General features: G+C 41.3%; 23 protein-coding genes. 6 read left to right on the top strand and 17 right to left on the bottom strand.

All coding sequences use genetic code 11. The features are described from left to right. Window positions 1–2 precede the first annotated feature (2 nt). Both ggt and JI665_RS18275 read right to left on the bottom strand, forming a co-directional pair. Window positions 3–1,709 carry a gamma-glutamyltransferase gene (gene ggt / locus JI665_RS18280; protein ID WP_206842392.1) on the bottom strand — a complete coding sequence of 569 codons (1,707 nt, stop codon included), beginning with the start codon at window positions 1,707–1,709 and terminating at the stop codon, window positions 3–5. Between the two features lie 140 nt (window positions 1,710–1,849). Continuing rightward, entirely contained in the window at window positions 1,850–2,479 is a 630-nt protein-coding gene (locus tag JI665_RS18275) for a YtxH domain-containing protein (protein ID WP_206842390.1), read from the bottom strand. A gap of 169 nt (window positions 2,480–2,648) precedes the next feature. Here JI665_RS18275 and yfkAB point away from each other — a divergent pair, with 169 nt between their 5' ends. Beyond that, window positions 2,649–3,764: a radical SAM/CxCxxxxC motif protein YfkAB gene (yfkAB, locus tag JI665_RS18270; RefSeq protein WP_211202612.1), complete on the top strand. Its 1,116-nt coding sequence runs from the start codon at window positions 2,649–2,651 to the stop codon at window positions 3,762–3,764. Window positions 3,765–3,802: 38 nt separating this feature from the next. Here the strand turns inward: yfkAB and JI665_RS18265 are convergent, their stop codons facing one another. From JI665_RS18265 to JI665_RS18250, 4 genes are all read right to left on the bottom strand, one after another. Next, entirely contained in the window at window positions 3,803–4,624 is an 822-nt protein-coding gene (locus JI665_RS18265; protein ID WP_206842388.1) for a YfkD famly protein, read from the bottom strand. A 439-nt stretch (window positions 4,625–5,063) separates the two neighbouring features. Further along, window positions 5,064–6,125 (bottom strand): calcium/proton exchanger, encoded by a 1,062-nt coding sequence (gene cax, locus JI665_RS18260; protein ID WP_206842386.1) that lies wholly within the window; start codon window positions 6,123–6,125, stop codon window positions 5,064–5,066. A 346-nt stretch (window positions 6,126–6,471) separates the two neighbouring features. Then, window positions 6,472–7,614, bottom strand: coding sequence for an acyl-CoA dehydrogenase family protein (locus JI665_RS18255; RefSeq protein ID WP_206842375.1), 1,143 nt, complete (start codon window positions 7,612–7,614; stop codon window positions 6,472–6,474). A 145-nt stretch (window positions 7,615–7,759) separates the two neighbouring features. Continuing rightward, window positions 7,760–8,143 carry an OsmC family protein gene (locus tag JI665_RS18250; RefSeq protein ID WP_206842373.1) on the bottom strand — a complete coding sequence of 128 codons (384 nt, stop codon included), beginning with the start codon at window positions 8,141–8,143 and terminating at the stop codon, window positions 7,760–7,762. 160 nt (window positions 8,144–8,303) lie between these two features. Here JI665_RS18250 and JI665_RS18245 point away from each other — a divergent pair, with 160 nt between their 5' ends. Together JI665_RS18245 and JI665_RS18240 are read left to right on the top strand one after the other, a co-directional pair. Then, window positions 8,304–9,482 (top strand): MFS transporter, encoded by a 1,179-nt coding sequence (locus JI665_RS18245; protein WP_206842372.1) that lies wholly within the window; start codon window positions 8,304–8,306, stop codon window positions 9,480–9,482. Window positions 9,483–9,921: 439 nt separating this feature from the next. Next, window positions 9,922–11,844 (top strand): heavy metal translocating P-type ATPase, encoded by a 1,923-nt coding sequence (locus JI665_RS18240; RefSeq protein WP_206842371.1) that lies wholly within the window; start codon window positions 9,922–9,924, stop codon window positions 11,842–11,844. Between the two features lie 223 nt (window positions 11,845–12,067). Here JI665_RS18240 and JI665_RS18235 read toward each other — a convergent pair whose 3' ends face one another. Beyond that, window positions 12,068–12,892, bottom strand: a complete 825-nt coding sequence (locus JI665_RS18235) for a YihY/virulence factor BrkB family protein (protein ID WP_206842369.1) — start codon at window positions 12,890–12,892, stop codon at window positions 12,068–12,070. 19 nt (window positions 12,893–12,911) lie between these two features. Continuing rightward, complete coding sequence (locus JI665_RS18230; RefSeq protein ID WP_206842367.1) at window positions 12,912–13,292, bottom strand: YtxH domain-containing protein; 381 nt, start codon at window positions 13,290–13,292, stop codon at window positions 12,912–12,914. Between the two features lie 250 nt (window positions 13,293–13,542). Here JI665_RS18230 and JI665_RS18225 point away from each other — a divergent pair, with 250 nt between their 5' ends. Next, window positions 13,543–13,773 (top strand): DUF1128 domain-containing protein, encoded by a 231-nt coding sequence (locus JI665_RS18225; RefSeq protein ID WP_009334896.1) that lies wholly within the window; start codon window positions 13,543–13,545, stop codon window positions 13,771–13,773. A 301-nt stretch (window positions 13,774–14,074) separates the two neighbouring features. Here the strand turns inward: JI665_RS18225 and JI665_RS18220 are convergent, their stop codons facing one another. From JI665_RS18220 to JI665_RS18205, 4 genes are all read right to left on the bottom strand, one after another. Next, window positions 14,075–14,590, bottom strand: coding sequence for a type 1 glutamine amidotransferase domain-containing protein (locus JI665_RS18220; RefSeq protein WP_206842366.1), 516 nt, complete (start codon window positions 14,588–14,590; stop codon window positions 14,075–14,077). An 83-nt stretch (window positions 14,591–14,673) separates the two neighbouring features. Next, window positions 14,674–15,402 carry a trehalose operon repressor gene (gene treR / locus JI665_RS18215; protein ID WP_206842364.1) on the bottom strand — a complete coding sequence of 243 codons (729 nt, stop codon included), beginning with the start codon at window positions 15,400–15,402 and terminating at the stop codon, window positions 14,674–14,676. 60 nt (window positions 15,403–15,462) lie between these two features. Beyond that, complete coding sequence (locus JI665_RS18210; RefSeq protein WP_206842361.1) at window positions 15,463–16,452, bottom strand: class I SAM-dependent methyltransferase; 990 nt, start codon at window positions 16,450–16,452, stop codon at window positions 15,463–15,465. Continuing rightward, complete coding sequence (locus JI665_RS18205; protein ID WP_206842359.1) at window positions 16,449–17,750, bottom strand: FAD-dependent oxidoreductase; 1,302 nt, start codon at window positions 17,748–17,750, stop codon at window positions 16,449–16,451. The genes JI665_RS18210 and JI665_RS18205 overlap by 4 nt, the downstream gene beginning before the upstream one ends. 372 nt (window positions 17,751–18,122) lie before the next feature. On the opposite strand from JI665_RS18205, the gene mnmH reads away from it, so the two are divergent. Continuing rightward, the gene (mnmH, locus tag JI665_RS18200) at window positions 18,123–19,181 is read left to right on the top strand and encodes a tRNA 2-selenouridine(34) synthase MnmH (protein WP_206842350.1); all 1,059 of its coding nucleotides are present in this window, start codon (window positions 18,123–18,125) and stop codon (window positions 19,179–19,181) included. 180 nt (window positions 19,182–19,361) lie between these two features. After that, a complete protein-coding gene (locus JI665_RS18195; protein WP_159346328.1) occupies window positions 19,362–19,688 on the top strand; it encodes a helix-turn-helix domain-containing protein in 327 nt (108 codons plus the stop codon). 38 nt (window positions 19,689–19,726) lie between these two features. On the opposite strand, the gene JI665_RS18190 is transcribed toward JI665_RS18195, so the two are convergent. The 5 genes from JI665_RS18190 to JI665_RS18170 form a co-directional block, all read right to left on the bottom strand. Further along, on the bottom strand, window positions 19,727–20,014 hold the full coding sequence (locus tag JI665_RS18190; RefSeq protein WP_206842336.1) for a DUF5658 family protein: 288 nt from the start codon (window positions 20,012–20,014) through the stop codon (window positions 19,727–19,729). Window positions 20,015–20,084: 70 nt separating this feature from the next. Then, window positions 20,085–20,888: an LPXTG cell wall anchor domain-containing protein gene (locus JI665_RS18185; RefSeq protein ID WP_206842333.1), complete on the bottom strand. Its 804-nt coding sequence runs from the start codon at window positions 20,886–20,888 to the stop codon at window positions 20,085–20,087. An 81-nt stretch (window positions 20,889–20,969) separates the two neighbouring features. Next, complete coding sequence (locus JI665_RS18180; RefSeq protein WP_206842323.1) at window positions 20,970–21,824, bottom strand: TasA family protein; 855 nt, start codon at window positions 21,822–21,824, stop codon at window positions 20,970–20,972. An 87-nt stretch (window positions 21,825–21,911) separates the two neighbouring features. Beyond that, window positions 21,912–22,481, bottom strand: a complete 570-nt coding sequence (gene sipW, locus JI665_RS18175; protein WP_206842319.1) for a signal peptidase I SipW — start codon at window positions 22,479–22,481, stop codon at window positions 21,912–21,914. A 48-nt stretch (window positions 22,482–22,529) separates the two neighbouring features. Then, window positions 22,530–23,249 (bottom strand): hypothetical protein, encoded by a 720-nt coding sequence (locus JI665_RS18170; protein ID WP_206842313.1) that lies wholly within the window; start codon window positions 23,247–23,249, stop codon window positions 22,530–22,532. Window positions 23,250–23,432 lie beyond the last annotated feature (183 nt).

Below are 23,432 nucleotides of genomic sequence, written 5' to 3'. Positions count from 1 at the left end.
CATCAGCTTTTTATTTGGTCCTCTGTAATTCCGGCTGCCTTTCCTTCGCGGCTGGAGTCAGCCGCGCCATACAGACGGCCTTTATCCCGGTCGATCTGAATGGCCTGAACATTCCCGATCCGGCTTGGCTTATCGCCAAATTCAAATCCGCTTGATTCCATTTCGCCTTTGGATTCCATGCTTATTCCCGGCTCCCATTCAATGAGCGGGCCAGTTGTGGCAAAGATCCGGGGCTCTTCAATGGCTTCCTTCAAATTCATTTTATGATCAATGATATTTACGATTGTTTGAAAAACTGAGCCAATAATGGTCGGTCCGCCTGGTGAACCAAGAGTTAGTACGGGCTGGTCATCCTTAAATAAGATTGTCGGGCTTTTACAGCTGACTGGCCTTTTGTCCGGTTTTGGTTCATTAATTCCGCCAGGGTTGGCATCAAAGTCTGTAAGCTCATTGTTTAATAAAAATCCGTAGCCCTTTACCATAATCCCTGACCCAAATGGATGCTCAACGGTTGATGTACATGCGGCAATATTGCCCCATTGGTCGACAACCGTGAAATGAGTTGTTTCACTTTTCTCTAAGTCATCAAGCTGGCGAATAATCTGCTTTGGTTCGCCTTCCTGGTATTTCCAGGGGTTTCCAAAATCTATTGCATCATTTCTTCTTTTAAAATTAATGGCTTTTACCCTTTCAGCAATATAATCATCATGTAGCAGTCCTTCTATAGGGAGATCAGAGAATTCCGGATCCCCTGAATAGGCAACTTTGTCCGCAAAAGCCAAACGCATAGCTTCGGTAATCAGATAATACTTTTCCCAGGACTTTGCGTCATATTGGCTTAAATCCAACTTCTCCAGCATTTTAAGAATTTGGATAACGGTTACCCCGCCTGCACTTGGAGGAGCTGACGAAGCAATCTTATAGCCTTTATACTCGCCCCATATCGGCTCATCAATGGTAAGCCGGTAATTCTTTAGGTCCTCAAGCGTCATAAAGCCTCCTTCCTCTTTTAACGTATCTACGATGGCTTCAGCTATCTCTCCTTCATAAAAGGAGGCTATTCCTTCCTTTTGCAGGATCCGGAATGTCTTCGCTAAATGATCCTTGACCAGTCTGTCACCTTCCTTTAAAGATTTGCCTTCCGGAAAATAAAAGGCTTTCGCTTCCTCACCCAGCCTGTAATGAAAGTTCTGAAGTGCTTCCTCCATCACCCAGTTCACTTCCACACCGCTCTCTGCTGCATCTATTGCCGGCTGAATCAGATCGGCTAATGGCTTGGAACCGTGTTCCTTAATAGCTGTATCAAAAGCTTTTAAGATACCGGGAATCCCTACTGCTGTACCATGCGTTGAACGTTTGCGAAAGTCGATAACTTTTCCATTGTTATCGAGGAACATCTCAGGATACACGCCTTTTGGCGCCCTTGTGTGGCCATCATATATTTTTACATCTTTCTTTTTATTGTCGTAAACCATTAAAAATCCGCTTCCGCCAATTCCTGTCATCATTGATTCTACTACATTTAAAGCAAATTGGATGGCTGCTGCAGCATCTACTGCATTGCCTCCCTCCCGCAGTATTTTTTCACCTATATCTGTGGCAACTGAATGAGGAGTGACTACCATCCCTGCAGTTCCAACAGCTGTTTCTCTTTCGTAAGATTGTTTTTCCATATCCTTTGATAATGATTTCCCTCGTCTATAACCCATAAATGTAACCTCCAAAAAATGTCCTATACCTATAGTTAAGGGTTACCCCCTCCGTGTATATATAAAACAACCATCATTAGGAAACAGAACCAATAAAAAATCCTCCACTCATAAGAGCAGAGGAAATTTTATATTATTAATTATAGGTTATTGCTGTTCTTTTGAGTCTCAGGGCTGTAAGTGACTGCACTTTCGCCACGCTCTACCGGAAAAGCAGTGTCTGAACTGCTCACTGAGCTTGTTGCCTGATAGTTTGAGCCAGAGGAAGTTCCGCCGTTTTCTACAGGGCTTTCCATTAATTCTGAACCTGCTTCCTTTACTTTTGACCCGATATCAGCCAGCTCGCTTTTCGCTTCCTTTGCTGTTGACATGGCTTCGTTAGAAACTTCTTTTACCATATCCATGTTGCCGAAAACATCTTCGTTGACACGCTGGTACAAACTTTGGGCATCTTTAATGGCTTCTTTAAGAGTATTGGAAGCACTCTTAAACTGGTTAATCATATTTTCCTTTACATCTCCAGGATTTTCTTTCACTTCGGATATAAGATTTGCAGAAGAATCCTTTAGATCCATCGCTTTTGTTTTTACTTTTGTTCTTGTTGTACTATCCAGCATTGCTAAAGCCCCGCCAATAATACCGCCAATGACAATCCCTTTCATCAGCTTGCTGTTTGGTCCGTTATCATGGTCATAATTCATGTCCTGTCCATAATCTGATCTCAAAGCAGTTGTTGTGTTTGCTGTATTATAAGTGTTATTCTGTTCCATGTTAAATCCTCCTCTTAAGTTAAAAAGTGTTTCGCGTTTGTTATTGAGTTAATTCCCGCAGGAGGAGAAATTAAACGTTTTTATATCATTTTTAGTCCAAACTATCGATTGACAAGGGATATGAAAGATTAAATAATGACAAAGGACTTAGATTTAAAAGGAGATACATATGAAAACACAACTTTCACCTATCACACCGGAAAATGATCCATGGGAAGCTTATTCTGATATCGATCAGCACGGAAAATTGGTGCTTTCAAATATTGAATTCACAACAACTGTATTATGTAATATGCGCTGCGAACACTGCGCTGTCGGCTATACACTTCAGCCTAAGGACCCCGATGCCCTGCCCATTGATTTGATGCTTAAGAGGCTTGATGAAATTCCTCATTTAAGCTCATTGAGCATTACAGGCGGGGAGCCGATGCTTTCAAAAAAATCGGTTAAAAATTATGTTGCGCCGCTGCTTCGCTATGCGCATGAAAGAGGGGTCAGAACACAGATTAATTCTAATCTGACACTGGAGTTAGCCCGTTATGAAGAAATCATTCCATACTTGGATGTCCTTCATATTTCTCATAACTGGGGAACTGAGGAGGACTTTATCGAGGGCGGCTTTGCTATGATGGAGCGAAAGCCGACGATAGAGCAGCGTCAGCGGCTCTTTTACAGAATGATTGAAAACAGCAGGGAGCTCGTGAAAGCGGGGGTAATGGTTTCTGCTGAAACAATGCTCAACAAACGGACATTGCCTTATCTGGAAAAAATTCATAAACAGATTACAGAAGAAATGAACTGTCAGCGCCATGAGGTCCATCCGATGTACCCATCAGATTTCGCCTCAACATTAGAAACTTTAACTCTTGAAGAAATGAGATCAGCCATCCATCATCTGCTGGATATCCGGGATGAGAATACATGGATGCTGTTTGGCACTCTGCCCTTTTATGCCTGCAGCAGCAATAAAGAAGACCTGGAGCTTCTAAGAAGATTGCACTCATCCAATAATGTAACCGTCCGGAATGACCCTGATGGAAGATCACGGCTGAATATAAATATTTTTACCGGTGATGTCATCGTGACTGACTTTGGCGATACACCGCCGCTCGGTAATATCCAAACCGATCAGCTTGAGGATATTTATCAAAAATGGAGCAGAACGGAACTCGCTGATTCTCTGAACTGTCATTGTGCGGGGGTTAGATGCCTTGGCCCTAACGTTCTTGTTAAAAACAGCTATTATAAAGAAACAAATTTTAAAACAAAACGCTCGAATATCTAAAAGATTAAGCCAGCCTATATGTCAGGCTGGCTTTTTTATTATCTAGGCCTTTCGGAAACAAGAAACCCAAACGTCACATGATCCTGAATCGGAATCCAGGCACCTATTCCCTGTGAAGTGACATTTTTAATAACGATCATTTTCTTGCTGCCTTTTAACATTAAATATACTTCTCCATACGTTACTTTCCCCTTTTCGTTGATTGCAGGGGCATAGCCGTATAGGTACCCTAATCTTTTGGGCGGAATGTTATAGATATGATCCTTTTTAGTGCCTGCTCCAACAATCGTCTCAAAAGCAAGAGGCAGACCCGATTTTTCCATGGCTTTGAGGAGCATCATCTTTTTTACATCCTCGGCATTGGGAACCTTGGCAGTCAGACCTCCGCGGACAACCTTTTGGGCTTCCTGCACGTAATGAATCTGATAAGGAGCTTTGCCGCCGCGGTTGTCGAAATAATTCGTGTTAATCCTCTGATATTCCCAATTAGGGGAGGTTTCAGCAGACTCATAATTAAGCGGCCACTGACCGAGATATACAATGGCTCTGTATCCAAGTGCGAACGGAGTGCTGCTCACAGATGTTTCATTCAGCATCCGAATGAGATCCGGATTTTCGATTTTAACCTTGGAAGAATCAATGAGCTGCTGGGTTAATTCACTCGGCTGGAGTGTCGGCATATCCTGAGCCGGATTCGGATACGTATTTTCCTTTGTAACATTCAGCACCGAATTAGGGACAGCAATGGCCTTCGGCGGCTGTTTTGCCGATTTCTCAGTCCCTTTCTGCGCTTCTGCGGCCGGATGGAACGACAGCATTAATATAAGACCTAAAAAAAGAATGCTTACGTATTTTTTCATGATGTCTTTCTCCTTTCAAGTCACAATCTTTTTAGGTTGATATTAGTTTTTTCGGAGAAAGTGAATATTATCCCTCCCGTGAAAAATTAGAAAGTGATTAATGAAGGAATGAACAGTAAAAATATTTCATTTGTAATGATTTTGTAAAAATCTGAATATTTACAAATATCTAATAATGTTTTATAATAGGCTTACTAAACAAAAGGAGGGCAGTGGAAATCAACCCCACTACTATGTAAAAGGAGGAGAATCGTTTTTTTGTTAAGTCATCTGCAAGTCAGGTTAATGGTCAAATATCAGCGTAAAGGTTGGTGATCAATGACTGAAAGCGAACAGAACCATTCTCTGAAAAACATAATCCATTAAAAAAGTACTTAAATACCCATATAAATAACCGGCCCTGAGATTTATTCAGAGCCGGTTTTCTGTTTGGTCTGCCCTATAAAAGATAAAACCCTATTCCCATGATAACGTAAGCTGCCAGCAAAGTGGCGCCTTCAAACCAGTTGGTTTCTCCATCATTGCCAATGACAATCATCAGCAGCACCGATGTGACCATGGCAATTAACTCAGGCATTGTAAAGACAAGAGGCATTGCAGCCGGGAACAGCAATGAAAGCAGTACAAGGACAGGTGCTACAAACATCGCAATCTGCAGCGTGGAACCAACAGCAATTTCAACAGCTATATCCATTTTATTTTTATAAGCCATAATGATGGCAGAAGCATGCTCAGCCGCATTTCCCACGATTGCCACAATGACTACCCCAATAAACAGTTCTGTCCAGCCAAACGCTTCTCCCACTTCTTCGAAGGTGTGAACCAGATTCTCTGATACATAAGCAACGGCAATGGTCGCAATGGCAAGTACAGCAATGGCTTTCCCTTTGCTCCACTCCGGAGTTTCCTCCTCATGAGAGCTTCCGCCTTCTTCGTTTGTTTGATAGACGCCCCGGTGAGTGACCAGCTTGAAGAACAAAGCCGCTAGGTAAAGAGCGATTAAAATGACCGAGATGCCGATGCTGAAAGTAATTGTTTCTGCTTCATCCATGGTCATTGAAAACACTTCAGGAATCACAAAAGCCACAATGACGGCAAACATCAAAAGTCCTGAGTTATGGCGTGCATCATAGACATTAAAGGACTGGGTCTTGTATTTAACTCCGCCAACGAAAAATGAAAGGCCTGCCACTAACAGTAAATTCCCCAAAACGGATCCTGTCAGTGATGCAAGAACCACACTAATCAGGCCGGCCTTCAATGCAAAAATCGATATGATCAGTTCAACCGCATTTCCAAAGGTGGCATTCAGCAACCCTCCAATTCGGGGGCCTGCAACTATGGCAAGGCTTTCTGTCGCCCTTCCCATATAGCTGGCCAATGCGATAATGGTGATACAGTAAATCACAAACAGCAAAATATTGGACCAATGCATCAATGTTCCGATAACAGACAGCGGCACACCTGCAAATGCCAATACCATAAAAATTTTATTAGTCATATCTCTTTTCTCCTTACGTTTTAATATTTTTAGTATTGCCTGCTCATTCCCGCCTATGTGATTATATGCAGTGAGTTTATGTAAAACGTTCTTTCTCTTTAGCCGATTTCGTAAAAATTCAAACTTGGAGCAGGATTTAGGCATTTTAAAAACAGGCATAAAATTTGGCTTTTGCTTTCCGAACTCGGGGCAGCTTCGGACACAATCCACGGTTTTTGCTGTCCGAACTTAAAGCTAATTCAGATTTGAAGACAACAAAATAGCCCAATCACCAGGCGATTGGGGCTACAATGATATAAGTTTTTTTAAACAATAACTAAAGCTGCTAAGACAGCTGCCTTCCAGGTTACTTTATAGCTTTTTTTGCTAAGGCCTGAATCGTCATATCATCCATTGGCGGATTATGGAGGCCGGCACGCACATCCCTGTAATAACGCTGCAGAGGATTTTTTGCTGATAAACTGCGGGCACCTGCCACACGCATGGCTAAATCGACTACTGCAATGGCAGCGTTTGTTACAGCCAGCTTGACTGCTCCCAATTCAGGCTGCATTGTGCTTCTGGCTTCATCATTTGCTTCATCCCATTTGTTTGCAACGGAATAGAGAAAATGGCGTGCTCTCATCAGTTCAAGCTCCATCTCGCCAATTTTTTGCTGAACATTGGGCAAATCAATGATGGCACCGCTAATGCTGTTCGGGGAATAATTTTTGGCAAAAGTAATGGCATAATCTTGAGCTGCCTGTGCAATGCCTAAATAACAGGCCGGTATATGGAGAAGCCAGCCTGCCGCTCCTTTTTTGCCGGGCTGAAACAGCTCAACAAGAGCGTTCTGCTTAACCCTTGCATTTTTTAAAAGAAGGTCGTGGCTCCCCGTTCCCCTCATAGCAATGCTGTCCCATGTTTCTTCTATCTCCAGGCCTTCGGAACTTCTCGGAATTAAGAAGTTCCCTATTTCCCCGCTTTCTTCAATCGTGGCGCTCACATTGAAGTAATCAAGCACAGGAGCCATTGTCGTAAAGCTCTTCCGGCCATTAATAATCCAAGAATCTCCTTCTTTTCTGGCAGAGGTAACTGGCTTTCCTCCCCTTGTAGGGCTGCCCGTCTGCGGTTCTGTTGCACAGTTATTCATTAATGCTCCCTTTTTCACTTCTTCACATAAAGTCCTAAATATGGATTCATCCCAGTTGTTTTTCTCGCCCAGGCTTTTGATAATGCCCATATGCCAGCCAATGGATAAGGCTGTGGAGCCATCTCCTTCAGCAATTTTTTCCTGGAGGCGGAGAAATTCAGAAAGGGAGATTTCCTTTCCTCCATATCGTCTGGGGACTGTTAATGATGTATATCCTGATTCTTTAAGTTCTTTTATATTTTCAAAGGGGAAAAGACCCTCTTCATCATTTTTGCCAGCTCTTGATAAAAACGCTTCCGAGAGTTTTTCCATGAGCTGGATTCTTTCTTCGGCTGTATGTAAGTCTTGGAATTTCATTGAGAGGCACCTCACTTCAAATTTTTAATTCTTATTATTTTTATAGGAATTATTATACTATTTTTCATTCACCCTTCACAAAGATACCTGATGAAAAGCTTGCCTATAAAAAAAAGAAAGAGGCACCCTCTTCCTTTTTTGCGTTTTAAATAAGTTCAAATGTCTCTTCAATTTCAATGCTTCCCTCAACTGAGCGTACCATTGAACAATTCTTTCTAGTCAATTCCAATGCTTTGTGAAGCTTATCCTTATTTAAGTCAGTTCCTTTTATGATGAAATGAATATGTACCTTCTCAACACGGTCAGCGACTTCAGGGTTTCTTTCCACATTGGTTTTTATTTCGATGTCTTCAAATTCCATGCGCATTTTTTTCATGATTTTCCTCAAAACACCCCCGCTGCACACAGCCAGCGAAGCGACAAGCAGCTGGTACGGTCTGAAGCCATACTCTTCATCCCCGGCAACATCCAGGCGTCCAAATGGCAAATCGGTATAAAAGCCTGCTTCTTCCTTCATTTTAAATTCCATGGTATTCGCCCCTTTTTATCTTATTAATATTAGAGATTACACTATTTTACCTACAAACAAAAATATTATGACCAGCAACTTTCTCTTGCCAAGATTCCCTAATCCCGATACCATCATTTAGGAGACATTTATATTTCACGTCAGAAAATGAGGTTTTAATATGAATAAAGAAACGTTGCGGTTTTGGATTCTCATCACCATTGTGGCCATCTCAGGTTTTAGCCAGGGAATGCTGCTTCCTTTAATTGCAATTATTTTTGAAAATGACGGCATTTCCTCAAGCTTAAATGGTTTGAATGCAACAGGTTTATACATTGGGATCCTGCTCATCTCTCCTTTTATGGAATATCCATTGCGCAAATACGGCTACAAACCGGTTATTATCCTTGGAGGTTTATTAGTGGTGGTATCTCTCATCCTTTTCCCTCTCTGGAAATCCTTTTGGTTTTGGTTCATTCTCCGGCTGTTAATTGGAATTGGAGACCATGCCCTGCACTTCGGCACACAAACATGGATCACATCCTTTTCACCTGAAAACAAGCGCGGCCGGAATATTTCATTATATGGACTTTTCTTCGGGGTAGGATTTGGAGTAGGGCCATTAATGGCACCCCTTGTCAAAATTAATGAAACCCTGCCGTTTGTCATTTCTTCCATACTGTGTCTGATTGCCTGGCTGTTTTTATTTACATTGAAAAATGACTTTCCAGAACAGTCCATTGAAATCAACTCATTCAGAGAAACAATGAAGCGTTTTTCGAAAGCTACGAAATATGGATGGGTTGCCTTCTTGCCTGCGTTGGGCTACGGGTTCCTTGAAGCCTCCTTGAACGGCAGCTTCCCTATTTACGGCCTGCGCATCGGGCTGGAAGTTTCAAGCGTTTCGCTGCTGCTGACTTCTTTTGCAATTGGCGGAATCATATTCCAGCTTCCTTTAGGAATCATGAGTGATAAATTCGGAAGACGCAATGTGTTAATGAGTGTTCTTTTTATCGGGTTTATCAGCTTCGTCGCCGCAAGCATGCTCGAAGAATTGGTCTTTGCTCTGACAGTTTGCTTATTCATTGCCGGCATGGCCGTCGGATCAACCTTTTCACTTGGCATCACCTATATGGCAGACTTAATGCCAAAAAACCTGCTTCCAACCGGCAACCTGCTATGCGGAGTAGCATTTAGCATTGGCAGCCTGATTGGCCCCTATTTCGGCGGCCTGTTCATTGAACTATTCAAATCCATAAGCTTCTTCAATATTATCAGTGTCATGCTTTTGATTATCTTTGTCGCCGTCACATTGTTTGGGAATAAACAGCAGATATTGGAGAAGAGCCAGTCGTTTTAATTTCGGTATAGCAGAATTTACAAAGGTTATATGATAGTTTGGCCTTGAAATACAAATAAAGTTTTACCTGCTGAGTTGATTGTAGCGGAGGGCACTTGACTCCTGCGGGAGGAGAGGGAAGTGAGAGACCCCGCAGGCGAAGCCGAGGAGGCTCTCATGCCTCCCCGCGGAAAGCAACGGGCTACATCAGAAGCTAACAAGTTTAAATATAAAAAGAAAAGTAACTGTTTAACTTTTCTTTTCATAGGCTATATAGTAATATAAGTGTAATAGAATACAATATTTGCATAATGCTAGCTGCATTACCTGTATGACTGGATTTTAACGCTGTCACCTAATTGGTGGCAGCTTTCGTCGTTTTTTAGGGGTATTGAATGTGATTATTCTTCTCAATAAGACAACTGACAAAACTTTAAATTCATTTTTAGGAGGACAAACGATGAGTATGGAGGCAAAGGCATTGCTTAAAAGCAGCAGAGTATCTGAAGAAAACCTTTTAGAAAAAATCAAGCCACATGCTGAACTGATTGCCGCTCTCTTAAGCGGTGTATTGATTCTGGCAGGCTGGTTATTAGACCGAAGCGAAATGGAAGCTGCATCAATTGCAGCTTACCTGCTGGCTTTCATTATCGGCGGCTTTGCGAAAGCAAAAGAAGGCATCGAAGAAACCATCGAGAATAAAGAACTGAATGTTGAAATGCTGATGATATTCGCTGCGATCGGATCAGCGATTATTGGCTATTGGACAGAAGGCGCCATCCTGATATTCATCTTCGCGGTCAGCGGCGCATTAGAAACATATACCATGAACAAAAGCCATAAAGAAATCTCTTCCCTCATGGAACTGCAGCCAGAAGAAGCCCTGAGGATCATAGATGGGGCTGAGGAACGTGTGCATGTGTCTGAGCTGGAAATCGGGGATTTAATCCTGGTAAAACCAGGTGAGCGGGTTCCATCGGATGGAATGATCGTAAAAGGCATTTCATCATTGGATGAGGCAGCCATCACGGGTGAATCACTTCCAGTTTCCAAAGGAGCAGATGACCAGGTCTTTGCCGGTACTGTGAATTTAAACGGATCGATTACAGTTGAAATAACAAAACCAAATAATGAAACTCTTTTCCAAAAAATTATTGAACTGGTGCAATCAGCCCAAAGCGAGAAGTCTCCTTCACAGCTTTTCATTGAAAGGTTTGAAGGAACCTATGTCAAAGTAGTTTTGGCTGTTGTCGTTTTAATGATGTTTGCTCCTCACTTTCTTTTAGGATGGAGCTGGACAGAAACCTTTTATCGGGCAATGATTCTGCTCGTCGTCGCTTCACCTTGTGCCCTGGTTGCATCAATCATGCCCGCGACTTTATCAGCCATTTCGAATGGAGCGAAACACGGTATACTGTTTAAAGGCGGCGTGCACCTCGAAAACTTAAGTCATCTTAAAGCGATCGCCTTTGATAAAACCGGCACACTGACAAAAGGAAAACCGGAAGTAACTGATGTAGTAGTCAAGGATGGTCTTTCCGGGGAAGATCTGCTTCTGAAGGTAGCTTCTATCGAGAGTCATTCAAACCACCCGCTCGCAAATGCCATTGTCAAATATGCCAAGGAAACACTGTCAGAATCCCTTATTCGTCCGGAGAGCATTGAAGATGTTACCGGATTTGGAGTGAAAGCCAAAGTTGATCAGGATGAATGGAAAATCGGCAAAGCCTCTTTTGTCGGTAAAACTGAGGCCAAGGTATTTGCAAATGGAGCAGCCGATCGCATGGCAAGTGAAGGAAAGACTGTTGTATTTATACAGAAAAATGAAGAAGTCATTGGCCTTATTTCCCTCAAGGATGTTGTCCGTGAAGAAACCAAACAGGCTATTGATCTATTGAAGCAGCAAGGAATTTACACCATTATGCTTACTGGAGACAGCCAGACAACAGCAGCAGCCATTGCCAGCGAAAGCCATGTCAATGAGCATATTGCCGAGTGCCTGCCTGAAAACAAGGTTGAGCATTTGAAAAAGCTAAAGGAAAGATACAGCAATGTCGCCATGGTCGGTGACGGAATTAACGATGCCCCTGCCCTTGCAACGGCAAATGTCGGAATTGCCATGGGCGAAGGAACGGATGTAGCGCTTGAAACAGCTGATGTTGTGTTAATGAAAAATGACCTGCCAAAAATTGCCGAAGCCATTGAACTTTCAAGCCGAATGAATCGCATTATCAAACAAAATGTCATCTTTTCAATAACGGTCATTATGTTTTTAATTGCATCTAATTTCCTGCAGATACTTGACCTTCCTTATGGAGTAATCGGCCATGAAGGGTCTACCATCTTAGTTATTTTAAACAGTCTGAGGTTATTGAGATCATAAGGAAAGCCTGGGAACTCAGTTTCCCAGGCTTTATTTTTAATGGTAGCCGTTCTGCCCGTTAGCAGATCCGGATGTCTTTTGCTTAGGTTTATTTTTGCCTTTTTGCTTTGTGCCGCCGTCTTTTTTCGTGTGTTTTGTCATATCAATGCCCTCCTGAAGAATTCATTTTCCCCCATTACTATTGTGTTACGGAAAGTGCTTTTTTAAGAAGGAAACTTTTTCATCAGCAATCCTCTTTATTGATCCTGGAATTGATGGCATTGATTTCCCCGCCAAGAATGATGATAATCCCGGATATGTAAAACCAGATCATAAGCACAATAATGGCCCCAATGCTTCCATAGGTAGCGGAAAAATTGCCGAAGCTGCTGACATAGTATGAAAAGGCAAGGGATGACATCACCCAGCCGACTGTGGCAAAAATGGCACCAGGTACAACACTAATACACTTTAACTTTTTATTGGGGGCAATCCAGTATAGCCCTGTAAACACCATAAAAAGGATAAATGGACTCACTAACCAGCGAACCATATTCCAAATCGCCAGAAATTGACCTGACAAACCAAATTCCGAAGATATAAACAAACCAATCTGTCTCCCAAAAACAGGAAGGAGCAGCGCCAGCACAAACACAAAAATCATCGCAAACGTCAGTAATATCGCCATCCCGCGTGCAATAATAAAATGACGGGTTTCCTTTACGTCATACGCCTTATTAAACGCCTTCACCACAGCATTGATTCCATTTGAAGCTGACCAGAGCGTAGCGATGATTCCAAAGGAAAGCAGCTTTCCATTTCTTTGCGTAATTTCATAGATATTGGTTTCAATGAGCTTCATGGTCTCTCCTGGTGCAAAATCACGGACAACATTTAAGATATCCTGCTGTGTGATCGGCAAATAAGGAACGAGTGTGACCAGGAAAATAAGGAGCGGAAATAGAGAGAGAAGAAAGAAATACGCCAATTGGGCAGCAAGTCCAAACACATCATCTTCTTCTACTCTCTTCCATAAGTTTGGAATCAGTGCCGAAAAAGTTCGTCCCACTCCAACACCTCACTTGTTTTTAATGCGGAATCTGAACTGAATCGTCAGAAGATTTTTCCGGCAGTTCACTTGATCCCTTCTGCTTAATATCTGAAAAGGCCTGCTTTGTATTCTGAACAATCTGTGTTACTTCCGGTGCCATTTCTCTTATTTCTTCCACTGTTCCAGTAATAAAAGCAACGTCTTCACTAACCTGGTCAATAGCTGTTTTGACCTTGTTGGAAACATCCTTTACCTGATTCACAGCTTCACTTGGATGCTTTATGTAATAGCCGACATTGCTTGACGTTTTCCTGCAATTGTCAAAAACGGTTTCCCTTGTGGATTTGTCAAGAAGGCTTAGCGCACCGCCTGCAAGTGCTCCATATAGTACACCTTTCCAAAACAATGATTTCCCCATATTTTATTCTCCTTTAGCAAAATTATTATATGAAAATTTGGTTCAATTTTTCCCTATTTTCCAGTTGACGAAACCTGACTCGTTCTTTTTTTGAAAGATCCTATATAATTTGTCCAAACTTCTCCTTTATTTTCTACTAATTTCCATGGTACATGCAAGTCTAATTTATGTTGACAATTTGCTGATATCGTGGAAAGATGATAAGAAAAGCGTGAGCGTTCAAATACATAGCTATGAGAGGGTGTTGGGAATGAATAATTTGTCGGAGAAATCGGTTGAGAATGTGGAGTTTATGATTGAGGCTATTAAGGAAAAGCTGAAGGTGTTAAACTTAGGTGCTATTAAGCCTTCTCATTTTGATGAGGAAATGTATGAGGAATTGAAGGATATTTATGATCTTGTCATGAAAAAGGATTCGTTTAGTCCTAATGAAATGCAGGCTTTGGTGGAAGAGCTGGGGAGTTTGAGGAAGAATAAATAATTATTGGAGCAGCCTTTTGATGGCTGCTTTTTAATGTCTTTGAGTAGACTTATATAACATAATATGCAACTGTTGAGTTGGTGCTGATTTCCGCTGCAGGCACTCGCTTTCCACGGGGCTACCGAGAGCCTCCTCGGCGCGACCGCCTGCGGGGTCTCCCCTGGTTCGCCACTCCCGTAGGAGTCTCGCGCCTTCCGCTCCATCAGCACGTATTAATAATAACCATTCTTAATCAAAGCCCGTATCATTTATTTCAATACAAAAACCCCCTGCCAAATCAGGCAGAGGGCTGTCAATTTTATTAGCCTAACAACTTAAGCGATTCACGTGTAAATGCCGGAATGTCTTCTGGCTGGCGGCTTGTGACTAACTGGTTTTGGCAGACGACGACTTCTGAGTCCTGGAATTTGGCGCCTGCGTATTCCATGTCGACTTGGATGGATTTGTAGCCAGTTGCGTCGCGGCCTTCGAGTGTCTTGGCTGTCAGCAGCAGCTGCGGCCCGTGGCAGATCGCGAATACTGGTTTCTTTTCGTCCATGAAGGATTTTGTAAATTGAACAAATCGGTCATCGGCACGAAGCTGGTCCGGTGAGAATCCGCCTGGCAGGAACAGGGCATCGAAGTCCTGCGGGTTTACGTTATCAATGCTTTGATCTATTTGAACAGTGGCTTCACCCTGTTTGCCTTTAATGGATTTGCCTTGTTCCTTTTCAATTGTCACAACCTCATGGCCGGCTTCTTTAAATGCTTGAGCAGGTTCCGTGTATTCACTATCTTCGAACATTTCGGTAATTAAGCATGCGATTTTTTTACTCATTTATAACATCTCCTTTGAAAAATCTTCACATAAGGAGATTTCCCTGAATTGACAATCTTAAACGTAAAAATGCATGTTCGCCCTTAAAACACCCCACTGTCCATTCTTCTGGCAAAGTCAACAAACCTGAATTTGTCGGGTCTATGCCTGGATTCCGTATATTGAAAAAGGGTGGCGTCGTCAAAGTAAATATAATTTTTTACCACAACAATGGCATGGAATCCTTCCATATCAAGGAGCCTGCGATCTTCAGCTGTTGGTTCCTCCACTGTAAATTCCTTTTTGGCAAAGCTGATTTTTTTTCCAAGTTCGCCCTCAATATAGGCAAAAATAGAGCTCTGGCATATTTCTTTGGTTAAGCCCGGGACATATTTCTCAACTAAAAAATCCTTATCCAAAATTATCCGCTCATCTTCAATTTTTCGGACACGATAAACTTTCCATACCTTTTCACTTTTATCAACATGGAGATGCTTCATCTTTTCTGCGTCAGGCTGAATAAGTGAAAATTCGTCCACAATCGTTTCGGCACGCTGACCCATTTTCCCGGCCAGCTCTTTAAAGCTGACCAGTCCGGATATGGGGAACTGCAGCTTTTTTAAATCAAGGACCATCGAGCCTTTTCCGCGGATTTTCTGGATAAAACCGTTTTGTGCAAGCAAATTCAAAGCTTTGCGGATGGTTTCCCTTGAAGTGGAATACATCTCTGTCAATTCATGTTCAGATGGCAGAATGGATCGGGCAGGATATTTGCCTTCCTGTATTTGCTGGGCAAGCTCCTCATAAATCACTAAATATTTATTATTTCTCATTTAAATCACCATTTCAGTCATGTTTTACACCATTCTACCATTTATCCGGCCTGCTTTCATTTACCTGTTGGACAGCTGGATGAAATACCACCCTCCTTCGGTTACGACCGGCTTGAAGGTTTTTACTTTCAGCTTCAGCTCTTTAGCGATTTGATGGATATCCTCCTCAGTCGGGGTTGGATATAGGTTTTCAAATGCAGAAAAGAAGCTGTTAAAAACACTTGAAAACTCTTCCCCTTTTTTCGAATGAAGAATGGGCGTGATAATAGTTATGGATCCTTTCCGGCTAAGCCAGCTTTTCAAGCGGGATAAGAGCTGCTTGCGATCCTCCGGCTGGATGTAGTGAAGCAGGTTATTGACCATAATTAAATCAGCCTGCTGCTCAGTTGAGTACTTATGAACGTCCGCTGTAACAATTTTAATGTTGGGAATATCCCTGCAATTTGTACGGGCAGAATCTGCGACCTCTTCATTAATTTCAATGCCTGCCAGTTTTGCCTGCGGGAACTTTTGGCTGATTCTGCTTAAATAGCCGCCTTCCCCGCAGCCAATGTCTATGATTCTTACCATTTTGTTTTTCTTAATGGTTTTCATCAGACGCGGCAGTGCAAGCTGTTCAAGCAGTGAAGAGGTTCTTGCTACGGTAGGTCCATGCTCTTCATGGTCAAAAGTGTTTTTCTTATTGGAACGGAGCAGTTCTGGATAAGAGAGTAAAGTCGGGATATGCAATTCCATCATTTCCTTCAGGATGATTCCTGTGGATCGGGGGTTTTTCGGCGTGGATGGAAGACTGAATTTAGATGCTGTCTTAATTTTATCCTTCCCTTTCTTTTTCAAATGGCGGATCGAAAGCCCCACCTCCACCCACCTTAAAAGCAGCTCTTCCTGAAGATTTCTGCTTGATGCCACCTCTTTTACTGTCCTCCAGCTGCGGAACTGGGAGAAAAGGTCAAGCTCGAAGCCTACATATGCATGCCAGCTGTACAAAAAAGGCTGGTTCTTTTTCATCCAATTTCGTGCTTTTAGTAATCTCACATATTCATTTATCATTGATGTTCAACCTTCTTCCAGGGATAGTCATCTTTTTCTGTATAAAAATAATGGCTTTTATCCGCCGCTGATAATTCTGTTCTTCTTGCCGGCAGCATTCCTGCCTGAATCAATCGATCCCACAGGCTCTCTGACCAATATCCAAGGCCCGAAACATTCAGCATTTGCTTATATTGCAGGGTTTTATCTCTTTCGATCTGCTTCAGGCCTTTACGGCGTATTCCAGTAAAAACCCGGTTGGAATAAGAATAGGCTAAGGCCGATAAATGGCTGAGACTAATCATATTTTCAGCCCGGGGCTTCCTGACTTTTTCATACCATTTAAGCTTGTCCGGCGAAATTCTTCCGCTCGCATACATCTCTGCAAGCAATTCACCAAGCACATCCGCATCCTGAATCGCCATATTCATCCCTTCACCTGCCATAGGGTGGACCGTGTGGGCTGCATCCCCCAAAATAGCGAGTTTTCCATTCACATATTTATCTGCATAAAAGGCTGTCGGAATCATTAGCTGAATATCCTTCCAATTTTTCAGCCTGTTCACATACCCCTCCAATTCCGGAAAAAGCTCTAAATAGTTTTGATGGAAATGGTGAATTCCTTTTTGGAAATGTTCCTTATAAGTGCCCTCCGGAATTAAATAGACAGACCGTACCTTCGCATCCGGCAGCGGAAATAATCCGAGGAACCGTTCATCTTTGGAAATGATCTTCCCTTCTTCTAATGATTGAGGCCGCGGAAACGTGACAGTTAAAAACTGATGATTGTACTCAATCTTTTTAATCTTGCAGTTCATTACTTTTCTTGTTATGGAATTCCTTCCCTCAGCACCTATAAAAAAGTCAGCCTTCACTGTCAGCTGCTCCTTTACATCCTTCCGCTCAACCATTAATTCGCCATTGTCATAGCCTTTTGCCAGGGTCCCTGACAAATAATGAAAGCTTGGATATTGAAGCGCCTGATTCAGAAGGATTCCTTTCAGCTTTTCATGCTCGATCATGAGGGAGTAATCATAATTCCCCGGCAGAATGCTGTAATCCATGGTAAACTCTTTTTCCCCTTCCTCAAACGCAATACGGGAAAATGAAAAGCCATTCTCGCGGATTACATCCAAAATATCCAGCCGTTTAAAAATTTTCAGGCTCTTCGGCTGCAGGAGTTCGCCTTTATAAATGGAAGATGGGGCATCCAGCTTTTCTATAACGAGGACATCAATATTGGCTTGAGCCAGCTTCAATCCAAGCGTCAAGCCGCCAATCCCTCCGCCCACAATTGCAACCTCTGTATTCAAGGACATGTTTCCACCACCTTTGCCTTTTATTTAACCTCCTTTTTAAAAAGCAAAACCAATGGATATGCTGATATTACAAAGTCTGGAAAAAATTATAAGAACAAACTTTTGAAAATAGGAGTATGATTGTGGGTGACACCTATATTTTCAAAATCCTGTATAATAGAGAGAGTAAAATCAATTAACGTTCCTTTTAGGGCGATATATAGCATTATCGCAGTCTAACGGGCAGTAAGATCCCCACTTAAAACTGCAGTAAAATTCAAAGTTGAATTAACGTGGCCCAAACTGCCCGTAAGGCCCGATTAGTTCAACTAACAATCAGCGGAAAAAACCCCCACTGATTGAAGTTTCACTTTATTTTTTGGAGGCATTAAAATGAGAGAAATAGCAGTCGAACAATATATCCAAATGGACAACGCAGTTCCGGTCGATGTCAGGTCTCCAATTGAATTTGAGGAGTGCAGCATTCCCGGTGCTGTCAATGTGCCGCTTTTCACTAATGAAGAACGTGTAGAAATCGGAACACTATATAAGAAAGAAGGATCTGATGCGGCTAAGTGGAGAGCGATGGAAATCGTTTCACCTAAAATTCCGTCCATGATGCAGAAAATCAGAGAACTTAAAAATGATGGCTTACAGCCTGTCATTTACTGCTGGCGCGGCGGAATGCGCAGCAAGGCCGTTACTACATTTATCACATATGCGGGCGTTTCAATCCCCCGTTTAATTGGGGGCTATCGAGCGTACCGTCAATATATACTTGAAAACACAGCAGACTTGATTCCTGAAAAAGCAGTTGTTCTGCACGGAATGACCGGCGTAGGGAAAACGGATGTGCTGAAGGTGTTAAGCGAAAAAGGATATCCTGTTATTGACCTTGAAGAAATGGCCGGGCATCGCGGATCAATCTTCGGTTCCTTTGGCATGGGAAACGGCAGCACACAGAAAACGTTTGATGCTCTATTGTATCAAGCCCTTTCTAAGATTAAAGGTTCCCCTTATGTTATTATGGAAGCTGAAAGCAAACGAATAGGCAAGATTGTTCAGCCGGACGAGCTGCTTGATACCAAAAAAACCGGAATTCACATTGATATGTTCGCCAGCATGGAATCCCGTGTCCAGCGCATCATTCGTGACTATGTTGAGCTTTATAAAAATGAAGAATGGTTCAAGCCGAAAGTGGATGAAAGCCTTGTGTTTATTAAAAAACGTCTGAAAGATACTGAAATCCGCGAGCAGCTGGATGAATCAGCTGAAGCAGGAAACTACGAGCTATTTATCAAGCTTTTATTAGAACATTATTACGATCCACGCTATGCCTTTAAGCAGCATGATTATGAAGGCCAATTCCACCATGTGAATGCAGATGATGTGGAAGCAGCTGCACAGCAAATTATTGACATTATTGAAAAGCAAAATGCTCCCGTCCTCTGACGCGGAGCATTACTTTTTGCGAGCGACAAAAGATATATTTTTATAAAACTTAGATAACTAACTATTTAAATCGGTTGACACTGTGGTATGATGATAATAATATTGAACAAATCGTTCTTAATATGGAACTAAATATATGATATAATCCTATTACATACAAAATAAGGTGTGTGGTATACCATGATCGGGGATCGTGTAAAAAAACTTCGCCAGGAAAAGAAAATGTCCTTATCCGAGCTTGCGGACCAGGCTGGTGTGGCAAAATCATATTTAAGCTCACTTGAGCGCAATCTGCAAACCAACCCATCGATTCAATTCCTTGAAAAAATTGCTGGTGTTCTGAATGTCCCCGTGGATCATTTAATTCATGAGCAAATCAACAAGGAAGATCTTGATTCAGAATGGATGAAAATTGTGAAGGAAGCGATGGAGTCTGGTGTTTCGAAGGAGCAATTTCGGGAGTTTTTGGATTTTAATAAGTGGAGAGTTGAACAGAAGAAGGACTAATGTATAACCTGTCAAATTGGACAGGTTTTTTATTCGGTTTATATTATCCAATTTAGATGTAATACCATTACGGCTGTATATAAAACAGACGCAATGAAAGAAAGCTCAGGGATAGGCCTCCTAAAAGAAACACTCTTTACAGAAATTAAAGCAACAAGAAAACAAGATAAAACTAACTTTAGAACAAGAAAAAATACAGGATTAGCATTATAAACGAGCTCCATTAATGGGTTCCCTTCTTTAATGTGACCATACTGTATTCCAATATAAGTAATAAAGCCATCTAGAAAGTTCAAAAATGCAAGGTATGCAAATATCCACTTCATCTCTTTCCCCTCCTCTATTTTTAAATAAAAGCAGACCTTGTTGGTCTCCAATCCCCCATCAAGGCCTTAACTAATCATGTTTTACTTTTCTCTTCCTTTTTTGACGAATAAACAAACCTCCACCGCTTATGACTAACAATATCCCTAACAACAAATTGTTATACAAATTTGTAGCTGTTGAAGGCAGAATTTGACCATCTACTGGAGGATTATCTAATTCCTCTGCCGGTATAGGACGCTGTGGCAGGATTGGGTCACCACCATCATCAGCAGGATCACTTGGATCTGGGTTTCCTGGGTTAGATGGCTCTTCAGGCTCTGTAACCGGATCAGAAGGTTCGGCAGGATTTTCTGGATCTGGATCTGGATCTGGATCTGGGTCTGGATCTGGGTCTGGATCTGGGTCTGGATTTCTACCCTCAATAATGAATCTCAACTCAAAGTCAAAACTTAAGTTCTGATATTCATTCCCAAGTTCATATGGAAACTTAACCTCAAATTTCAGGTCTTCTTGTTTTCCAGCTGGAAGATTTCTTGGATTTAGCCCCTGGAATTTATGCAATTTTTCATTAAATATTAGACCGTTAGAATCCCAAATTTTTAATTGAAATTCATTGTATAGTTTTTCTGATCCATTTGTAAATTCAACTCTGGTATTATAGGTAAAATTGCTGTTCCCTCGATTTTGAATGGCTAGATTTCTAGTTACCCAGTCACCTGGTTTCATATTAGTGAGATTGAATAAGTATCTATCAGCCTGGTGAGTATCTATACTAAACTTAGAGTCTATATGTGCTGAAGTACTTAATGGGGAAAATAATAAAAAAATTAACATTAAAAATACATATAAACTCCAAAATTTTCTCTTTCTCATATATAACCCCTTATTATATGTGATTACATTATTAAATTATAGAAAAGGCGGGAAAGAGCCCGCCTTTTCTATTAACCAATATTAGTTATCAACTACTTCATTACCATTATACACTGGTGCAGGTGTTCCAACTGATGGATTAGAAGGTTGAGTTGTAGGAGTAGTTGTATCATCAGCAGAACCTTGGATTCCATTATTTACAGAACCATTTGGATCGTTAGTATCAACTTCTACACCAGCCCATTGAGTAGCTTCTAGGTTAAAGAAGAAGTCAACTTTATCACCTTGGTATTTATTTTGGTCATAGTTCTTACCATCAGTTTTAGTAAGGTCATTTTTGTATTCAATTTCAATAAATACAGCATCACTATCAGTTGGATTTACAGGTATACCACGATACTGACTATCAGCTGCCGTTAAAGGAGCTAAATTAATACGTGTACCATCAGTTCCAAGATAAGTTGGATTCACCTTAGAAACAAAAGATCCATCTACTAATTCAGCCAATGTTACTTCACTTGTGAATACGTTATTTCTAGGTTCCCAGCTAGCTGATTCACCATCAACAGAAGCGAAATTTATTACAAATTGAGATAAGAAAGCGCTCTTTGAATTTTGTCCCCCATTCTCTGCTACCAAGTCATCAACGAAATTTTTGGCCGTAACATCCAATAAAACTTCTTTAATTGCAATTGAACCTGCATTATTTAATTTAAATATTCTTTGTACACTATCTCCTGGTTTCATGTTGGATAGGTCAAAATTCATTTGGTGACTTGGGTGATTTTTTCCTACTTCCAAATCTAAAGTACCGGATGCAAAATGGTTATTAATAGTCGCAGTATCATTAAACGCAGCCCAAGTCCCTCCACCTACCAATGACACTCCAAGTACTGCAGATGCTACACCTAAACCTAATTTCTTTTTAATAGACATTTCTTTTCCTCCTTGATTTCTCCCCCGCTTTTGAGGTATGTAGTTTTTTATATTGACTCTTACGTTACCATAAGAGAATCAACCAATTTATGCAGTCTTTTGATCAGTTTGAGGCTTACTATTCTTTTCAATTTCTCTTATTGCCTGGTAAATCGTCAGTCCAGAGTAAGCAAGTAATAGAATTCCTGGGATGATTAGTAGCATTGCTGTTCCCTTGCTAGATTTTGCAAAATCTATTAAATATCCTAGATAAGGAATGGTTATACCCGTGTAAACAGCTGATACGTTTTGAGCCAACACTGGCTGGCTATCCAAGTCTTCGTTATTATCACCTTTGGTTTGGAACATGGTATTTTCTCCATTTTTTATTACTTCTATTACTCTGTGTGTAACAAAGCTTCCATCTTCTTGGACATATGTGATGACATCATCTTTTTTTATCGTGGTTGGATCTTCAACCGCTTTGACAGCTATGATTGAGCCTGTTTTAAATGTTGGTTCCATTGAACCAGATAACACTGTTTTTAACTGGTTGCCGAATATCTCCGGCTCCCCTCCTGAAGCTTTAGAAGAGATGACAATAAAAATCATCGTTAACAGCAATAAGAACAAAAGGAGAGTTAAGGTGTTACTTAAGATCCTCATAACTAGTTTCAATTTGTTCACCTCAGAATTTACAAATTTTTTGTTATTTTTTTTATTTCATCATTGTTCTTCAACCGACGAGATTGTATTTGCACTATCTGTTTCTTGGATAGGATTAGTTTCAGTTTCTGAATTTTGACCACTTATATTGCTAGTATTTCCAGCACTGTTATCCTTGCCTTGTTCTTGGTCTGGGTCTTTGTCATTCCCGTTGCCTTGGCCTCCGTTATTTCCATTGCCTTGACCTTTGCCATTTCCATTGTCCTGACCTCCGCCATTTTCGTTGCCCTGGCCTCCGCCATTTTCGTTGCCCTGGCCTCCGCCATTTTCGTTGCCCTGGCCTCCGTCATTTCCGTTGCCTTTGTCCTGGCCTTCTCCATTTCCGTTGTCCTGGCCTCCACCATTATTATTACCAGGACCCTGACCTTGATTTTGGTCATTGCCTTCTGGACAATCTTTCCCGTGTGCTGGGTTATCCGGATCACATTTTTCTCCAGAATCTTCACCATCAGCTGGATCTTTTCCGTTTCCTATACCAGCATTGTCTTTGCAATATTTTTTTGTGTATTCATCATCACCTTCGCAAAAATCTTTCGCTGCACCAATTGTTTCGGAAAAACTTTCAGTGTCATTAAAAGCTGAATATGTATCAGATACTAAATAGCTAAAACCTATTAGTAAGAAGTAACAAACCCATAAGTTAGCCACAAGCTTTAACTTTTTATTTTTCTTAAACCGCATTTTTCGTGATTTGTTTTTGCGACTCAAGTAATAACTCATGGAGTCCCTCCTATTTTGCCTAATCTTTTATTTCGTTCTTTTTTTGTTCGTTTTAAAGAACTTATAACTTGAGTATATTCCATGGTTTTAAAATTGGAAAACCTCAAATATAGCCAGTTTTTCGTTTTAAAGAACGTTTTTCTCATATTTTCTTTATTTATCTCTAGTTTTCTTACTTTTTTG

The sequence above is a fragment of the Bacillus sp. NTK034 genome (assembly GCF_017303275.1).
Taxonomy (GTDB): Bacteria; Bacillota; Bacilli; order Bacillales; family Cytobacillaceae; genus Cytobacillus.
The sequence above is the reverse complement of the archived record's forward strand: the minus strand, read 5'-3'. Positions and strand labels throughout refer to the sequence as shown.

Bases quoted from the DNA above. Each gene is read 5' to 3' on its own strand.
- ggt (WP_206842392.1), bottom strand. From the start codon at position 1,709: ATGGGTTATAGACGAGGGAAATCATTATCAAAGGATATGGAAAAACAA.
- JI665_RS18275 (WP_206842390.1), bottom strand. From the start codon at position 2,479: ATGGAACAGAATAACACTTATAATACAGCAAACACAACAACTGCTTTG.
- yfkAB (WP_211202612.1), top strand. From the start codon at position 2,649: ATGAAAACACAACTTTCACCTATCACACCGGAAAATGATCCATGGGAA.
- JI665_RS18265 (WP_206842388.1), bottom strand. From the start codon at position 4,624: ATGAAAAAATACGTAAGCATTCTTTTTTTAGGTCTTATATTAATGCTG.
- cax (WP_206842386.1), bottom strand. From the start codon at position 6,125: ATGACTAATAAAATTTTTATGGTATTGGCATTTGCAGGTGTGCCGCTG.
- JI665_RS18255 (WP_206842375.1), bottom strand. From the start codon at position 7,614: ATGAAATTCCAAGACTTACATACAGCCGAAGAAAGAATCCAGCTCATG.
- JI665_RS18250 (WP_206842373.1), bottom strand. From the start codon at position 8,143: ATGGAATTTAAAATGAAGGAAGAAGCAGGCTTTTATACCGATTTGCCA.
- JI665_RS18245 (WP_206842372.1), top strand. From the start codon at position 8,304: ATGAATAAAGAAACGTTGCGGTTTTGGATTCTCATCACCATTGTGGCC.
- JI665_RS18240 (WP_206842371.1), top strand. From the start codon at position 9,922: ATGAGTATGGAGGCAAAGGCATTGCTTAAAAGCAGCAGAGTATCTGAA.
- JI665_RS18230 (WP_206842367.1), bottom strand. From the start codon at position 13,292: ATGGGGAAATCATTGTTTTGGAAAGGTGTACTATATGGAGCACTTGCA.
- JI665_RS18225 (WP_009334896.1), top strand. From the start codon at position 13,543: ATGAATAATTTGTCGGAGAAATCGGTTGAGAATGTGGAGTTTATGATT.
- JI665_RS18220 (WP_206842366.1), bottom strand. From the start codon at position 14,590: ATGAGTAAAAAAATCGCATGCTTAATTACCGAAATGTTCGAAGATAGT.
- treR (WP_206842364.1), bottom strand. From the start codon at position 15,402: ATGAGAAATAATAAATATTTAGTGATTTATGAGGAGCTTGCCCAGCAA.
- JI665_RS18210 (WP_206842361.1), bottom strand. From the start codon at position 16,452: ATGATAAATGAATATGTGAGATTACTAAAAGCACGAAATTGGATGAAA.
- JI665_RS18205 (WP_206842359.1), bottom strand. From the start codon at position 17,750: ATGTCCTTGAATACAGAGGTTGCAATTGTGGGCGGAGGGATTGGCGGC.
- mnmH (WP_206842350.1), top strand. From the start codon at position 18,123: ATGAGAGAAATAGCAGTCGAACAATATATCCAAATGGACAACGCAGTT.
- JI665_RS18195 (WP_159346328.1), top strand. From the start codon at position 19,362: ATGATCGGGGATCGTGTAAAAAAACTTCGCCAGGAAAAGAAAATGTCC.
- JI665_RS18190 (WP_206842336.1), bottom strand. From the start codon at position 20,014: ATGAAGTGGATATTTGCATACCTTGCATTTTTGAACTTTCTAGATGGC.
- JI665_RS18185 (WP_206842333.1), bottom strand. From the start codon at position 20,888: ATGAGAAAGAGAAAATTTTGGAGTTTATATGTATTTTTAATGTTAATT.
- JI665_RS18180 (WP_206842323.1), bottom strand. From the start codon at position 21,824: ATGTCTATTAAAAAGAAATTAGGTTTAGGTGTAGCATCTGCAGTACTT.
- JI665_RS18170 (WP_206842313.1), bottom strand. From the start codon at position 23,249: ATGAGTTATTACTTGAGTCGCAAAAACAAATCACGAAAAATGCGGTTT.